General features: G+C 70.4%; 14 protein-coding genes and 1 pseudogene. 12 read left to right on the forward strand and 3 right to left on the reverse strand.

Going from position 1 to position 14,971, the window contains the following annotated elements:
* Positions 1-39 precede the first annotated feature (39 nt).
* Positions 40-1,122 (forward strand): anthranilate phosphoribosyltransferase, encoded by a 1,083-nt coding sequence (gene trpD, locus G6N14_RS05810; RefSeq protein WP_234808768.1) that lies wholly within the window; start codon positions 40-42, stop codon positions 1,120-1,122.
* A gap of 30 nt (positions 1,123-1,152) precedes the next feature.
* Here trpD and G6N14_RS05815 read toward each other — a convergent pair.
* A pseudogene (locus G6N14_RS05815) lies at positions 1,153-2,877 on the reverse strand (DEDD exonuclease domain-containing protein); the annotation flags it as partial.
* A 173-nt stretch (positions 2,878-3,050) separates the two neighbouring features.
* Between G6N14_RS05815 and G6N14_RS05820 the strand changes: the two are divergent.
* From G6N14_RS05820 to G6N14_RS05835, 4 genes are all read left to right on the forward strand, one after another.
* The gene (locus G6N14_RS05820) at positions 3,051-3,314 is read left to right on the forward strand and encodes a hypothetical protein (protein WP_109559649.1); all 264 of its coding nucleotides are present in this window, start codon (positions 3,051-3,053) and stop codon (positions 3,312-3,314) included.
* 171 nt (positions 3,315-3,485) lie between these two features.
* On the forward strand, positions 3,486-4,628 hold the full coding sequence (ripC, locus tag G6N14_RS05825; protein WP_407663078.1) for a peptidoglycan hydrolase RipC: 1,143 nt from the start codon (positions 3,486-3,488) through the stop codon (positions 4,626-4,628).
* A 22-nt stretch (positions 4,629-4,650) separates the two neighbouring features.
* Complete coding sequence (locus tag G6N14_RS05830) at positions 4,651-5,445, forward strand: eCIS core domain-containing protein (protein ID WP_085133878.1); 795 nt, start codon at positions 4,651-4,653, stop codon at positions 5,443-5,445.
* Between the two features lie 20 nt (positions 5,446-5,465).
* Complete coding sequence (locus G6N14_RS05835; protein WP_085133877.1) at positions 5,466-6,608, forward strand: glycosyltransferase family 4 protein; 1,143 nt, start codon at positions 5,466-5,468, stop codon at positions 6,606-6,608.
* 30 nt (positions 6,609-6,638) lie between these two features.
* On the opposite strand, the gene G6N14_RS05840 is transcribed toward G6N14_RS05835, so the two are convergent.
* Complete coding sequence (locus G6N14_RS05840; RefSeq protein WP_085133876.1) at positions 6,639-8,441, reverse strand: AMP-dependent synthetase/ligase; 1,803 nt, start codon at positions 8,439-8,441, stop codon at positions 6,639-6,641.
* A 231-nt stretch (positions 8,442-8,672) separates the two neighbouring features.
* Between G6N14_RS05840 and G6N14_RS05845 the strand changes: the two genes are divergently transcribed.
* From G6N14_RS05845 to G6N14_RS05865, 5 genes are all read left to right on the forward strand, one after another.
* The gene (locus G6N14_RS05845) at positions 8,673-9,068 is read left to right on the forward strand and encodes a polyketide cyclase / dehydrase and lipid transport (protein WP_085133875.1); all 396 of its coding nucleotides are present in this window, start codon (positions 8,673-8,675) and stop codon (positions 9,066-9,068) included.
* Positions 9,069-9,147: 79 nt separating this feature from the next.
* Positions 9,148-9,585: an SRPBCC family protein gene (locus G6N14_RS05850; RefSeq protein ID WP_085133874.1), complete on the forward strand. Its 438-nt coding sequence runs from the start codon at positions 9,148-9,150 to the stop codon at positions 9,583-9,585.
* Entirely contained in the window at positions 9,582-10,865 is a 1,284-nt protein-coding gene (locus G6N14_RS05855; protein WP_085133873.1) for an ArsA family ATPase, read from the forward strand. Before G6N14_RS05850 ends, G6N14_RS05855 begins: the two co-directional genes overlap by 4 nt.
* Positions 10,862-11,269, forward strand: a complete 408-nt coding sequence (locus G6N14_RS05860; RefSeq protein ID WP_085133872.1) for a hypothetical protein — start codon at positions 10,862-10,864, stop codon at positions 11,267-11,269. The genes G6N14_RS05855 and G6N14_RS05860 overlap by 4 nt, the downstream gene beginning before the upstream one ends.
* A gap of 97 nt (positions 11,270-11,366) precedes the next feature.
* Positions 11,367-12,101, forward strand: a complete 735-nt coding sequence (locus G6N14_RS05865; RefSeq protein ID WP_085133871.1) for a lysophospholipid acyltransferase family protein — start codon at positions 11,367-11,369, stop codon at positions 12,099-12,101.
* Here the strand turns inward: G6N14_RS05865 and G6N14_RS05870 are convergent.
* Entirely contained in the window at positions 12,062-13,357 is a 1,296-nt protein-coding gene (locus G6N14_RS05870; protein WP_085133870.1) for a glycosyltransferase 87 family protein, read from the reverse strand. The two genes, G6N14_RS05865 and G6N14_RS05870, sit on opposite strands and share 40 nt — an antisense overlap.
* Before the next feature lie 93 nt (positions 13,358-13,450).
* Here G6N14_RS05870 and G6N14_RS05875 point away from each other — a divergent pair, with 93 nt between their 5' ends.
* Both G6N14_RS05875 and G6N14_RS05880 read left to right on the forward strand, forming a co-directional pair.
* Positions 13,451-14,467 (forward strand): hypothetical protein, encoded by a 1,017-nt coding sequence (locus tag G6N14_RS05875; RefSeq protein ID WP_163787077.1) that lies wholly within the window; start codon positions 13,451-13,453, stop codon positions 14,465-14,467.
* The gene (locus G6N14_RS05880; RefSeq protein WP_085135695.1) at positions 14,464-14,955 is read left to right on the forward strand and encodes a polyadenylate-specific 3'-exoribonuclease AS; all 492 of its coding nucleotides are present in this window, start codon (positions 14,464-14,466) and stop codon (positions 14,953-14,955) included. Before G6N14_RS05875 ends, G6N14_RS05880 begins: the two co-directional genes overlap by 4 nt.
* Positions 14,956-14,971 lie beyond the last annotated feature (16 nt).

A 14,971-nucleotide genomic window follows, 5' to 3' on the forward strand; every position in this document is an offset into this window, starting at 1 on the left:
ACTTTGGCGCCACGAACCCCGCATGCGACGATCGGGCGCGTGGTCGAGCCAGGGAGTGCGGCGCAGCCGAAGGCGCAGATAGGGCAGTGGCGACAGGTACTGGGCGCACTGACGTCCGGTGCGGATCTGCCACCGGGCGAAGCAGCCTGGGCGATGGAGCAGATCATGGCCGGCAGCGCCACCTCCGCGCAGATCGCGGCGTTCGGGGTGGCAATGCAGATGAAGGGCCCGACCGCGGCCGAAGTCGGCGCGCTGGCCGAGGTCATGCTGGCGCACGGCCGCAAGGTGCCCACCGACAAGATCGGCACCGACACCGTCGACGTCGTCGGTACCGGCGGTGACGGCGCCAACACGGTGAACCTGTCCACGATGGCGGCGATCGTGGTGGCCGCCGCGGGGGTGCCGGTGGTCAAGCACGGCAATCGATCCGCGGGCTCGCTGTCGGGCGGCGCCGACACCCTGGAGGCGCTGGGGGTGCGCATCGACATGGGGCCCGACGACGTGGCCCGCAGTGTCGCCGAGGTCGGCATCGGTTTCTGCTTCGCTCCGCAGTTCCAGCCGTCATATCGCAACGCGTCGGTGGCTCGCCGCGAGATCGGTGTGCCGACGGTGTTCAACCTGCTGGGGCCGCTGACCAACCCGGCGCGCCCGCGGGCCGGGCTGATCGGGTGCGCCTTCGGCAATCTGGCCGAGGTGATGGCCGGGGTGTTCGCGGCGCGCAACTCCAGCGTGCTGGTGGTGCACGGCGATGACGGCCTCGACGAACTGACCACCACCACCACGAGCACGATCTGGCGGGTGCAGGCCGGCACCGTCGATCGGCTGACCTTCGACCCGGCCGCGTTCGGGTTTCCCCGCGCCGAGGTGCACGAACTGCTCGGCGGTGACGCGCAGGCCAACGCTGAGGAGGCGCGCTCGGTGCTCGGCGGAGCCAAAGGCGCGGTGCGCGACGCCGTGGTGCTCAACGCCGCCGGGGCACTGGTCGCCCATGCCGGGCTATCCAGCAGCGCTGAGTGGCTGCCGGCCTGGGAAGACGGGCTTGCGCGTGCCGTCGAGGCGATTGACAGCGGCGCGGCGGAACGGTTGCTCGCCCGTTGGGTCCGCTTCGGCGCCCAGCGCTGACGCCAGCCGCGCCGAGCGGGCCAGAGCCGCCCACGACGCCCACGGCCCGGCGGAGGCCAGCGGCTCGGACCAGCCGTTCGACTCGTCGTCCGCGGAATGCACCCGCACGATGCGCACCCCGGGAGCGGCCAGCCACCGGGCGATCAGGGTGGTCTCCTCGACCAGAGCGCCGGCCAGGGGCGCCGGCTCCGGCAGCACCGCCTCGGCGCCCAGCGTGATCGCATCGACGACGGGCATCGGGGGCACCCCGCGGGCCGCACACCCGGCGGCAGCCAGCCGACCGTGGCGAATCACCGCCAGGTGCCACCCGCCGGTGCCATCCGGCGAGGCGGCCACCAGCTCGGGCAGCGACGCCAGGGCGCGAGCGCGCTGACTGCGCCACAGCACGTCGATGGCGGCTGCGACCCTGTCCCGCAACCGGGCCGCGCTCTCGTAATGGCCGCGATCGGCCACCGCCCGCACCTGGTCCACCGCTGCGGCCAGGGCGGTGTTGTCGGCGCCGTCGATCAGATCGGCCACCCGGCGGACCGTGTCGGCGTAGTCGCCGACGGTGATGTCCGCCGCGGCCGGGCACGGGCCCACTTGCTGCGGCGGGCACAAGTGCCGGGCGGTTGCCGAAAGCCGCGTGGTGCAGGTGCGCAGACCGGAAAAACGCGCCAGCAGAACGGCGGTGTCGGCGGCGTCGGCCCGTGACCGGAACGGGCCGACAACCCGGTCGTGCCCGGGGCTGCGCACCACGACAAGACGGGGAAACGGCTCCTTGGACAGCGTGATCCACCACCACCGGCGGGGAAACTTCGACCGGCGGTTGTAGGGGGGAGCGTGGGCGGCCAGCAGGCGCAGTTCGCGCACCCCCGCTTCGAGGGCATGCGCGCATTCGACGTGATCGACGCGGGTCGCCAGGGCCACCATCTCGGCGATCCGGCGACGACGCTCCGAGCCGTTGAAGTACTGGGAGACCCGGCGGCGCAGGTCGGTGGAGGTGCCGATGTAGAGCACCTCGTCGGACGGGCCGCGGAACAGATACACCCCGGGCCGATGCGGCAGGCCCACTGCGAGGCCGCGCTTGCCGCGCTGGGCCGGTGTCGCATGCGAAAGGTAGGCGCGCAGATCCACGAAGGTGTTCACCCGCTGGTTGCCCAGCCGCTCGAGCAGGGCGTGCAGGACGTCTACGGTGGCGCGGGCGTCGTCGAGCGCCCGGTGGCTGGGCGTGGTGCTGACCGCGAACAGCCGGGCCAGCTCGGCGAGCCGGACGCTGGGCGCCTCTTCACGGCTGAGCGCCCGGCGGGCCAGCCGCACCGTGCACAGCACCGGCGGACGCGGCCAGGCCAGATCGCAGCGTCGCGCGGCGGCGGTCAGGAACCCGACGTCGAAGCCGGCGTTATGGGCGACCAGCACCGAACCCCGGTCGAATCCGGCGAACTCGAGAAACGACGGCAGCACGGAGTCGATGGTGGGCGCCTCGTACACCATGGCGGTGGTGATGCCGGTCAGCCGAACGATCTGCGGGGGGATGCCGCGCTGCGGGTTGATCAAGGTGGCGAACTCGCCCTCGACGACGCCACCGCGCACCTTGACCGCGCCGATCTCGGTGATGGCGTCCGGTTCGCCGTCCCCACGGGGCGCCGCCCGGGCGCCGGTGGTCTCCAGGTCCACCACCACGAACGTGGTTTCGCGCAGGGTGGCCGGGGAGGCGCCGAGTTCGGCTTCGAGATCCGCCAAGCTCAGCTGGCCTGCGTCCGTACCGGAGGTCATAGGCCGCACCCTAGGCGGCCGCACCGACACCGGCGTTTCGCGAGGCTCGCCGGAGGTGAGGTGAAGCGGGGACGCCGTATGGGCGCCGGCGTTTCGCGAGGCTCGTCCTAGTGGACACCGCCCGTGTCGGTGGCCGGCGTTAGCGTGCGGGCAACCGATCGAGAGGAAGCCTCATGGGACAGATCGAACCCTCGGATGACGGCGGCATGCGCCGGCCGGAAGCCGATCCGATGGTGATCGACTGCGATGCCTGCGCCGTGCGCGGACCGGCCTGTCGGGACTGTGTGGTCAGTGTGCTGCTGGGAGTGCCCAACGAGCTGCTCGACGACGAGCGGGCGGCACTCGACGTGCTTGCCGAGGCCGGGATGGCTCCCCGGCTGCGGTTGGTGCCGATTCGCGGTGGGCGGGCACCCGTGCGCCGATCCGGCGTGGCCTGAGCGGCGGCTGGCCCCCGCGAGCCGCCCGGGTCGGGCCATGGCGGGGCTGTAGAGTGAGCCACTCGACATAGACAACGCCGTTGCCGTTCCGTAACCTAATCGAGACCTTACGTACTTTCGGCGGAGGCACGTCCCCCTCGTGTCTTCCTGGGCAGTGTTAAGGATGCAATCTTGGAGCTCGAACGTGTGCAGGGGAACCTGCGTGCTTTGACGCGCCCCATTCTCGGGGCCGCAGCCGGCCTGGTGGCCGCTGTCATGGTTCTGAGCAGCGTCGTCGCCGGGAATGTGCACGCCGATCCCGCCGACGACGCCCTGGCCAAGCTCAGCGAACTGTCCCGGCAGGCCGAGCAGACCACCGAGGCCATGCACACCGCGCAGCTCAATCTCGACGAGAAGCTCGCCGCGCAGCAGGCCGCAGAGGCCGCGCATTCCGCCGATCAGGCCGCCGTGGATGAGGCTGCCGAGAAGCTCACCACCTACCGGTCGGCCGTCAACCGCTTCGCCGCCACCACCTACATGGGTGGCCGGGTCGGCGGCGCGGACGCGATCTTGACCGCCGAGTCTCCGCAGCAACTCATCGACAAGCTCGGTGTGCAGCGGGTGGTGGCCGGCGACATGGCAGTGCAGTTGGACCGTTTCCGGGCCGCCAGCGATCAGGCCGCCCAGGCTGAGGAGGCCTCGGCCAAGTCGGCTGAGGAGGCGCGGACCGCCGCCGAGCAGGCCGCCGCCGTGCGGGCCGACTTGCAGGCGCGCCAGAGTCGGTTGCAGCTGCAGATCTCGTTGGTCAAGTCGCAGTACTACGCGCTCAGTCCCGAGCAGCGCACCGCGATGGCCCAGCCCGGACCGGTGCCCGAGGCCGCACCCGCGGAGCCGGCCCCCGAGGGTGCGCCGCCGGCGCCCGGATTCCAGTTGCCCGGCTTCGACGCGCCGTCTCCGCTGGGTGCGGTCCCCGGCGGGTCCGGCGGCGGAGCCGCCGCGACCGCCGTGCAGGCCGCGTTGACACAGATCGGCACGCCGTATGTCTGGGGTGGCGCCGCGCCGGGCGGCTTCGACTGCTCCGGGCTGGTGATGTGGGCGTTCAACCAGGCCGGGATCAACCTGCCGCATTCCAGCCAGGCGCAGGCCAACGGCGGGCAGCCGGTGGCGTTGTCAGATCTGCAGCCCGGTGACGTGCTGACCTTCTATTCGGACGCCTCGCACTCGGGTATCTACGTGGGCGACGGCATGATGGTTCACTCGCCCACCTTCGGTCAGCCGGTTCGGGTGGTGCCGATGACGTCGTCGGGCCCGATCCACAACGCCCGCCGTTACTGAGCGTCGCGGAGTCCGCCGCGTCCTGTCGCTGCTGCTGGCCGTCGAGCTGGTCGGGGCGGTAGCGCTCCTGATCGCCGCGCCCGGCGAGCCGGCGGCGGTGCCGCTGATCGTGGGGGACGGCCGGACCGTCGTGCTGGACAATCAGGGCGGCCCGGCCGGCGCGGCGTTGCTGAGCCGGGTTGCCGAGAACATCGCGGAAGCGGTCGAGGCGGTCGAGGACTTCTGGGGCACCGACTGGTCCCATCGCATCCCGGTGACGGCCACCGGCTCGGATCGCCAGTTCGCCGAGCTGGCCGGCAACGACAGCGCCGATGTGGCGCAGTGGGCCGACATCGCCGCAGTCGCGGTCGCCGACCGGGTGGATCCGGAGCGCCGGACAGCACAGGGGCAGCGGATTGTCTTCGCGCCCGGTGCGGTCGCGATGAGCACCCCCGCGTTGCGAATCGTGTTGACCCATGAGCTGTTTCACTTCGCCGCGCGCATCGACACCGCGCTGGACGCGCCGCGCTGGCTCATCGAGGGTGTGGCGGACTTCGTCGCTCGGCCTGCCTGGGATCGATCCGGCGCTTCGCCGGGACCGGTGACGCTGCCCTCGGATGCCGAGCTGGATGCCGGCGGCGCGGGCCGTGCCCAGGCCTACGAGCGGGCGTGGGAGTTCGCGCGGTACGTCGCCGACCGCTTCGGGGCGGCAAAACTGCGCGAGCTCTACCTGTCCGCATGCGGGCCCGGGCATGTCCCATTCGCCGTAGCGGTGCCACTGGTGCTCGGGGTCGACCTGCCCGAATTGCTCGCCGGGTGGCAGCGGTGGCGCGGTTGACCACGCGCTAGCATCCACGGGTGAGCCGGGTCCTGCTGGTAACCAACGATTTTCCGCCGCGTCCCGGCGGCATCCAGTGCTACCTGGAAGAACTGGTGCGCCGCATCGCCGCGGCGGGGCGTCACGAAATCACGGTGTATGCGCCCAAGTGGAAGGGCGCGCGGGCCTTCGATGAATCCGCGAAAGCCGCCGGCTATCAGGTGGTAAGGCATCCCGGCACGCTGATGTTGCCGGGCCCGGCGGTCGATGCACGGATGCGTCGGCTCGTCGCCGACTCGGGCGCCGAGACGGTGTGGTTCGGCGCGGCCGCCCCGCTGGCCCTGCTGGCGCAGCGGGCGCGCGGCGCCGGCGCCGTTCGGGTGCTGGCCAGCACGCACGGCCATGAGGTCGGCTGGTCGATGCTGCCGGGGGCCCGCTCGGTGCTGCGCCGGATCGGCGACACCTGCGACACCGTCACCTTCGTCAGCCACTACACCCGCGGCCGGTTCGCCTCGGCGTTCGGTCCCGACGCCGCACTGGAGCACCTGCCTCCCGGCGTGGACACCGACCGGTTCCGCCCCGACCCCGCGGCCCGCGCCGAACTGCGCGCCCGGCACGGGTTGGGTGAGCGTCCCACCGTGGTGTGCGTTTCGCGGCTCGTGCCCCGCAAGGGTCAGGACATGCTGATCCGGGCGCTTCCGGCCATACGGCAACGGGTGAACGGGGCCGCGCTGGTCATCGTCGGCGGGGGGCCGTACGCCGAGAGGCTGCACACGTTGGCCCGCGAGTGCGGGGTCGCCGACGCGGTGACGTTCACCGGCGGCGTACCGGCCGCCGAGCTACCGGCCTACTACCTGCTCGGGGACGTGTTCGCGATGCCCTGCCGCACCCGCGGCGCCGGACTGGACGTCGAAGGGCTGGGCATCGTGTTCCTGGAGGCCTCGGCCGCCGGGGTGCCGGTGGTCGCCGGCGACTCCGGCGGTGCCCCCGAGACCGTGGTGCACAACCGAACCGGCCTGGTGGTCGACGGCCGGGCGGTGGACCAGATCGCCGACGCGGTCGCCGGCCTGCTCGCCGACCCCGCCCGTGCCGCGGCGATGGGTGCCGCCGGGCGGGAATGGGCCACCGGCCATTGGCGCTGGGACTCGCTGGCCGGGCGCATGGCCGAGCTGTTGCAGGCCTGAGCGGGGCTCAGCCCTGGCCCTGAGGGTGCCTCAGCCCTTGACGTAGATCGCCTCGATCGCTTCGGCGAACTTCTCCGCGACGATGTTGCGCTTGACCTTCATGGTCGGGGTCAGCTCGCCGGTGGCCTCGGTGAAGTCGACCGGCAGGATCTGGAACTTGCGGATCGACTCGGCGTGGGAGACCGACAGATTGGCCTGTTTGACCGCCCCGTCGACCTCGGCGAGCAGATCCGGGTCGGTCGCGAGGTCGCCGGGCGTGTCGGTGCTGGACTTGCCGTTGCGTTGCTTCCAGCCGTCGAAGGCTTCCGGGTCGATGGTGATCAGCGCGCCGATGAACGGCTTGGCGTCTCCGACGACCATCGCCTGACTGATCAGCGGGTGCGAGCGAAGCTGGTCTTCCAGGACCGCCGGGGCGACATTCTTGCCGCCGGCGGTGACGATGATCTCCTTCTTGCGGCCGGTGATCTTCAGGTAGCCGTCGGCGTCGATGGCGGCCAGATCCCCGGTGCGGAACCAGCCGTCGACGAACGCGTCGGCGGTGGCCGCCTCATTGCGCCAGTAGCCGTTGAACACCACCCCGCCGCGCACCAGCAGCTCGCCGTCCTCGGCGACCCGCATGCTGTTGCCGGGCACCAGCTTTCCGACGGTCCCCACCTTCATTCCTCCGACCGGGTTGACGGTGATGGCAGCCGTGGTCTCGGTCAGGCCGTAGCCCTCGTAGATGGACAGGCCGACGCCACGGTAGAAGTGGCCCAGCCGTTCGCCCAGCGGGGCCCCGCCGGAGACGGAGGCGCGGCAGTTGCCGCCCAGCGCCGCGCGCAGCTTGTGATAGACCAGCTTGTCGAACAGGGCGTGCTTGGCACGCAGCAACAGGCCCGGACCGCCGCGGTCGAGAGACTCGCTCCAGTCCACCGCGGTCTGGGCGGCGATCTCGAAGATGCGGCCCTTGCCGTCGTTGGCGGCGTTCTGCGCGGCGGTGTTGTACACCTTCTCGAAGACCCGCGGCACCGAAACCACCACGGTCGGCTTGAACACCCCGAACATCGGTACCAGGTTCTTGATGTCGCTGGTGAAGCCGACGGTGACCTTGTTGGCGAAGCCGGCGATGCTCAGCGCGCGGGCCAGCACGTGGGCCAGCGGCAGAAAGACCAGCAGGCGCTGTCCGGCAGTCAGCAGGGTCGGCAGCGCAGCCTGGGTGCCGCGCACCTCGTGGATGAGGTTGGAGTGGGTGAGCTCGCAGCCCTTGGGGCGCCCCGTGGTGCCCGAGGTGTAGATCAGCGTCGCCGGGTCGGTGGCCCGCAGCGCGTCAAGGCGTGCGGTGAGCTGCGCCGGGTCCTGACCGGCACCGGCTTCGGCAAGCTCGTCGAGCGCGGCCGGGCCGGAACCGTCGATGGTGTGCACCCGCCGCAGTGCGGGCAGGTCGGCGGCGAGTTCGTTGATGATCTGGGCGTGCTCGTCGGTCTCGGCGAAGGCCAGTACCGCGCTGGAGTCCTGCATCACCCAGCGGACCTGCTCGGCCGAGGAGGTTTCGTAGATCGGCACGGTGACCGCGCCGATGGACAGGATCGCGTAGTCGAGCAGGGCCCACTCGTAACGGGTTGCCGAGAAGATGACCACCCGGTCGCCGGGGGCCACGCCCTGACCGATCAGTCCCAATGCGGCCGACCGGATCTGCGCGGCGGCTTCTGCGCACGTGACATCGGTCCAGGCCCCGTCGACCAACCGCTGGTAGATCACGAAATCGGGACTGTTGCGCTCGTGCTCGAAAACGACCGCGGCGACGTTGTCGTGCTCCTCGACGGTGAACGACGCGGGAACACTGAACTCACGCATTGCGATGACCTCTCTTGCCAGCCGGGGTAGACCCGCTCAGCCTAGTCGGCACCGGTCCGCGAGCGTGACGGTGTTCACGATTGCGGGCGGGGCCACGGGCGCGGGCGGGCTCGCGGCGAAAACGTGCGGGACCGTTCCGGGCGGGAGGGCCCACGGCCGGAGCGTCGGGTGCGCGGCATCGGCGGGCAGGGGAGGTTGGCTGCGCAAACGTCTTCGATACGCTTGCGGGCCATGAACAGTATCCAGGTTGCCGACGAGACTTTCGTCGCCGCATCCGGCGAGCAGGTCGGCGCGGCGGTCGCCGATCGCTTGAGTTGGCAGCGGTGGTGGCCCGACCTGCAACTCCAGGTGGTTGAGGACCGGGCCGACAAGGGCATCCGGTGGACGGTGAGCGGGCCGCTGACCGGCACCATGGAGATCTGGCTGGAGCCGATGCTCGACGGTGTGCTGCTGCACTACTTCCTGCATGCCGAGCCGACCGGGGTGACCGGCCGGCAGCTGGCCAAGCTGAACCTGGCGAAGCTGAACCACCGCCGCCGGGTGGCCGGCAAGCGGATGGCTTTCGAGATCAAGGACCGCCTGGAGAGTTCCCGGCCGGTGGGGGTCTCTCCGAACGCCGTACGTTGAACCGCCCCGGCCCGGGACGGCGGGGTACCGTCTTTGCCGTGGGGTCGTGCCAGGCGCGAGCGAGTTAGGGAAGTAGTACGTGGCCGATAAGACAGCTCAGACGATCTACATCGCGGCGGATCCGGACACGGTGATGAAGGTGATCGCCGACATTGGCGCCTATCCCGACTGGGTCTCGGAGTACACCGAGGCCGAGGTGCTCGAAACCGACGCCGACGGGTACCCGAAGGTGGCCCGGCTGGTGCTCGACGCGGCCGTGCTCAAAGACACCATGGTGCTGGACTACGACTGGTCGCCCGATCACCGCTCGGTGCGCTGGTCGCTGGCGTCGAGTTCGCTGCTGAAAGCCCTCAACGGCGAATATCGCTTGACGCCCAAGAGATCTGGCACCGAGGTCGTCTACGAGTTGTCGGTGGATCTGATGATTCCGATGATCGGCCTGCTCAAGCGCAAGGCGGAACGGCGACTGACCGACACCGCTCTGAAGGACCTGAAGAAGCGAGCCGAGGCTGAGTGAGGCCGCCGCAGGCAGCGACGCCGGCTGCAGCCCAGCTGAGTCTGTTCGTCGGTAAGGGCGGCGTAGGCAAGTCCACGTGTGCGGCGGCGACCGCTGTCACGCAGGCATGCGCCGGCGACCGGGTGCTGCTGGTCTCCACCGATCAGGCCCATTCGGTGGGCGATGTGCTCGGCGTGCAGCTGGCTCCCAGCGGTGCCCGGGATCCCAGCCCGGTGGCCCTCGACGGCGCCGGCCCGGGCCGGCTGGACGTGCTCGCGCTGGACACCCTGTCCGTACTTGAGCGGCACTGGGCCGGCGTGGTCGGGGTGCTCGCTGCGCGGTTCCCCGAATCGGATCTGGGTAGCCTTGCCCCCGAAGAACTTTCGGCTTTTCCGGGGGTTCAGGAGGTGTTGGGCCTGCACGAGGTCGGCGAGCTCGCGGACAGCGGGCAGTGGGACCGCGTCATCGTCGACTGCGCATCGACTGCCGATGCGATGCGGATGCTGACCCTGCCGGCGACCGTGGCGCTGTATGCCGAACGGTCCTGGCCGCGGCACCGCCGGCTCAGCGGGACCGAGGAGCCCCGTTCGACCGCCCTGGTGGAGGCGATCGAGCGGATCAGCCGCGCCGCCGAGCGGCTTGCCGAGCGCCTCGCAGATGAGACGACGGTGGCAGCGCATCTGGTGCTGACCGCCGAGCGCGTGGTGGCCGCCGAAGCCGTCCGGACCCTGGGAGTGCTGTCGCTGACCGGGGTGCGGGTGGCGGAACTGATCGTCAATCAGATTTTGGTGCAGGACGATTCATACGTCTACACCGACCTGCCGGTCCATCCCGCGTTCGACTGGTACGCCGAGCGGATCAGCGAACAGCGCACCGTCCTGGCCGAGATCGACCACGCGATAGGCGACGTGGCGATGGTGCTGGTCCCGCATCTGGCGGGTGAGCCGATCGGCCCCAAAGCCCTGGGCGACCTGCTCGCCGGCAGCCGCCGCCGGGACGGATCGGCACCGCCCGGTCCGGTGCGGCCCGTGGTCGACCGGGAGTCCGGTTCCGGGCTGGGGGCGGTGTATCGCCTGCGGCTAGAGTTACCCCAGGTCGATTCCGGTGCGCTGAGCCTGGGGCGGTCCGGAGACGATCTGATCATCGGGGCAGGCGCCACCAGACGCCGCGTGCGGCTGGCGTCGGTGCTGCGACGGTGCACGGTTGTCGACGCGACGCTGCGTGGCACTGAACTGACGGTGCGCTTCCGGCCGGACCCGGACGTGTGGCCGACGACTGGCGATGAGGAGGGGCGACGTTGACCCCTGGCGCGCACCCCGACCTCGGTGAGCTCGGACCCGAGCTGCGCAAGCTCGCCCAGGCCCTGCTGGATCGCCTCGATCCGGCGGTGCGTGCCGCGGCGCTGCTGGCGGCCTCCGGCGACGGACCGGGCAAATGTCAACAGGTGTGGTGCCCCGTATGCGCGCTGGCGGCACTGGTGACCGGCGAAGAGCATCCGCTGCTGACCGTGGTTGCTGAGCACAGCGTCGCGCTCTACGAGGTGGTCCGCGCCGTGGTCGGGGAGACCGCCGGCGCCGGCGGGCCGCCGGATCCGCCTGAACCGGGCCCGGCCGCACCCGGCGGCGACGGTGACGCGCCGGTCCGGCCCAGTTATCAACACATTCCGGTAAACGTCGAAACCGAATCCTCAGACGGCGAAAGCTGAGGAATTCCAGCGAATTCGCGCTGTGACGAATCACCGTGTGGCCCTAGCCACGGCCGCTCGGTAAAGTTAGCGCGAACACGACCAGGAGGGAGGGGCCATGTGGTATTGGCTGGTCAAGTACGTGTTCTTCGGTCCGCTGCTGGCCGTGATCGGCCGGCCGAAAGTCGAGGGCCTGGAGCACATCCCCGCTGACGGGGCGGCGATTCTGGCCAGCAATCATTTGGCCGTCATGGACAGTTTTTTCCTGCCCCTGGTGGTGCGCCGTCGGATCACTTTCCTGGCCAAGGCGGAATACTTCACCGGAACCGGGGTCAAAGGCTGGTTGACCCGTTCTTTCTACACCGCCGTCGGGCAGGTTCCCATCGACCGTAACGACGCGGACGCCGCGCGGGCCGCGCTCAACACCGCCCGGCGGATCCTGGATCAGGGCAAGCTGCTCGGGATCTACCCCGAGGGCACCCGCTCACCGGACGGCCGGCTCTACAAGGGCAAGACCGGGCTGGCCCGGCTGGCGCTGCACACCGGTGTCCCGGTGATCCCCGTCGCGATGGTCGGCACCGACGTCGTCAACCCGCCGGGCACCTCGATGCTGCGGTTCGGCCGCGTCACCGTCCGCTTCGGCAAGCCGATGGACTTCTCGCGTTTCGACGGGATGGCCGACAACCGCTTCATCGAGCGCGGCGTCACCGACGAGGTGATGTATGAGTTGATGCGGCTGTCCGGGCAGGAGTACGTCGACGTCTACGCGGCAAATCTCAAAAACGGTGCGGCGCAGGCGGAAGGGGAAACGACTCAGCCGGTCGCCCGGTTTCCGGAGACCGCGGCGGGCTGATCCGGATTCGTCCGGGGGGACGGCCGCAGCGTCGCGCCGGCCGTGACGACCATCGCCAGCGCCCACCACACGTAGGACGTTCCGGCCAATTGGCGCCACCACGCGGCGCCGGTCTCATGATGTTCGGGCAGCAACTCGATCGGACTGCGCATCATCAGCGCCACCCCGATCACGCTGAGTGCTCCCAGCACCGGCGCCCGGTGCCGGGACGCCACCACCGCGGTCACCACCACCGCGGGAAGCATCCACACCCAGTGATGCGACCAGGACACCGGTGACACCACCAGGCCGAACAGTGCCACGCAGACCAGCGCCAAGATCGGTTCACCCGCGCTGAGCACGCGGCGGGCCGCCCACACGGTCACCGCAAGCACCACCAGGCACCCGGCCAGCCACAGCAGCGAGCGCAGCTGCTCGCCCAGCGGCAGCCGGGCCAGCGCCCCGGCCAGGTTCTGGTTGGTGTTCAGCGTCGCTCCGCCGATGCGGTCGGTGTCGGTGACGGTGCGCGTCCAGTACTGCCAGGAGTCGCTCCAGGCCATTGCGAAGCCCAGCAGGGTCGCGCCCAGAAACGACACCACCGTGGTGACCGCGGCGCGCCGGTCGCCGCGCAACAGGAAATAGAGCACGAACACGGCCGGGGTCAGCTTCAGCGCCACCGCCACACCCAGCAGGGTGCCGCGCGGCCAGTAGGTGCGCCGCGGCGCACAGTCGGCGATCACCAGGGTCATCAACACCGCATTGACCTGGCCGAAGTCGAAGTTGGCCCAGATCGGTTCGGCGTCTAACCAGATGGCCGCCGCCACGATCGCCGCGGCCACCACAGCGCGGCGCCACCAGGCCGGGCCGCAACCCGGACTCGTCTCGACACTCACCCCCAGGCCGGTCAGCACGATCGTGATCGACACCACCAGCAGCAACGTCGAGACGATGGTCAACACGACGGTGGCGGTGCCCAGCGAAACCCAGGTGAGTGGGGCGAACAACACCGCGGCGATCGGGGGATAGGTGAACGGCAGGACGGTGCCGTCGATCTGGGTTTGGAACCAGTTCTGGCCGTAGAGCGGCTGGCCGTCACGCCAGGCCTGGGCCGCCATCCGGTAGACGTCGACGTCGATGTGATACGGCGTGCTGCCCAATGCCCGCCACGTCATGTAGCCCAGAGCTGCCATCGTCAGCGCCGTGAAGATCCACCAAACGGCCCTACCGTTGATGCCCCCGTGCCGACGGCCCGGCTCGGCCGGCCGCGATGTAGTCATGTCGCAGCACAGCCTATCCGGTGGCTACCTCAGACCGCGCCATACCGGTGGCGATCCGGGCGTGGTGTGCGGTGAGGGCGTACGTTTCATTAGATGCTCGAATGGTTCCGCGACGACATTGTGGGGCGTGGCCGACTGCCGCTGCTGTGCTGTCTGCTGGCCTTTTTGGCGACGTTCCTGGTGACTCGTGCCGTGGTGCGCTACATCCGCAGCCAGGCCGACAACCCCCGGCCGCCGCGGTGGTGGCAGCCGCGCAACGTCCACATCGGGACCAAACACATCCACCACGTGGTGTTCGGGGTGGTGCTGGTGATGGTGTCCGGGGTGACGCTGGTGACCGTCGGATCCAGCGGGCATGAGCCGGCGTTCAGCCTGGCCGCGATCGCGTTCGGGATCGGGGCGGCGCTGGTGCTAGACGAGTACGCGCTGATCCTGCACCTGTCCGACGTGTACTGGGAGGAGGACGGCCGCGCGTCGGTCGACGCGGTGTTCGCCGCCACGGCGGTCGCCGGGCTGCTGGTGCTGGGCTTTCACCCGCTGACGTTTCTGGCCGGAACATGGCACGATACGTCGTCGCCGTTGATTCGCACCGGGGTGTTCATCGGTTTGGCGACGGCATTGCCGCTGGGCGTGATGGTGTTGTTGAAGGGCAAGGTGTGGACCGGGTTGATCGGGATGTTTTTCTTTCCCCTGCTGGTGATCGGCGCGGTGCGGCTGTCCCGGCCGCACGCGCCCTGGGCCCGTTGGCGTTATCTGAACAGCCGTGAGCGAATGCACCGCGCGCTGGAGCGCGAGCGCCGGCTGCGCCGTCCGGTGATTGCCGCCAAGCTCTGGTTGCAGGATGCGATCGCCGGCCGGCCCCAGGTGCCCGACGAGCGGGCGGTCGACGCCGAGCTCGACCGCGAGGTGCGCGCCGCGTCGGCGCCGACGGTGAAATTCATGGCTCCCCGGCCGCCGGCAGCCCGGCCGCCGGCCCCCGCCGCCCGCCCGCCCGCCCGGCCGGCTCCGCCCCCGTGGCCCCCGAGCCGGCCCGGTCCGGCGTCGGAGGCGTCGGCGCCCACCCGGCCATTCGTGGTCCCGCGGATGCCCCGGCAGGGCGGACCGTGGTGACGAGGTATTTCTACGACACCGAGTTCATCGAGGACGGCCGCACCATCGAGTTGATCTCGATCGGCGTGGTCGCCGAGGACGGGCGCGAGTACTACGCGGTCTCCACCGAGTTCGACCCGGGCCGTGCGGGGCCGTGGGTGCGCTCGCACGTGTTGCCGAAGCTGCCGTCGCCGGCCTCGAAGGCGTGGCGCTCGCGCAGCCGGATTCGCGCGGACTTAGAGGAGTTCCTGGGCGTCGAGCGGGGGGACCCTATCGAGTTGTGGGCCTGGGTCGGCGCCTATGACCATGTGGTGCTCTGCCAGCTGTGGGGCACCATGCCTGAGCTGCCGGCGCCGATTCCGCGTTTCACCCACGAGCTGCGCCAGCTGTGGGAGGACCGGGGCCGGCCGCGGCTGCCACCGCGGTCGGCGGGCAGTCACGACGCGCTGGTGGACGCCCGCGATCAGCTGCGCCGTTTCCAGGTCATTACCGGCAGCGAACTGGCCTGATCAGGGCGGTTCGGCA

This window comes from Mycolicibacter hiberniae (genome assembly GCF_010729485.1).
GTDB lineage: Bacteria > Actinomycetota > Actinomycetes > Mycobacteriales > Mycobacteriaceae > Mycobacterium > Mycobacterium hiberniae.

Excerpts from the sequence above, each read along its gene's own strand:
- G6N14_RS05870 (WP_085133870.1), bottom strand. The coding sequence starts at position 13,357 with ATGACTACATCGCGGCCGGCCGAGCCGGGCCGTCGGCACGGGGGCATC.
- G6N14_RS05820 (WP_109559649.1), top strand. The coding sequence starts at position 3,051 with ATGGGACAGATCGAACCCTCGGATGACGGCGGCATGCGCCGGCCGGAA.
- G6N14_RS05845 (WP_085133875.1), top strand. The coding sequence starts at position 8,673 with ATGAACAGTATCCAGGTTGCCGACGAGACTTTCGTCGCCGCATCCGGC.
- G6N14_RS05865 (WP_085133871.1), top strand. The coding sequence starts at position 11,367 with ATGTGGTATTGGCTGGTCAAGTACGTGTTCTTCGGTCCGCTGCTGGCC.
- G6N14_RS05840 (WP_085133876.1), bottom strand. The coding sequence starts at position 8,441 with ATGCGTGAGTTCAGTGTTCCCGCGTCGTTCACCGTCGAGGAGCACGAC.
- G6N14_RS05875 (WP_163787077.1), top strand. The coding sequence starts at position 13,451 with ATGCTCGAATGGTTCCGCGACGACATTGTGGGGCGTGGCCGACTGCCG.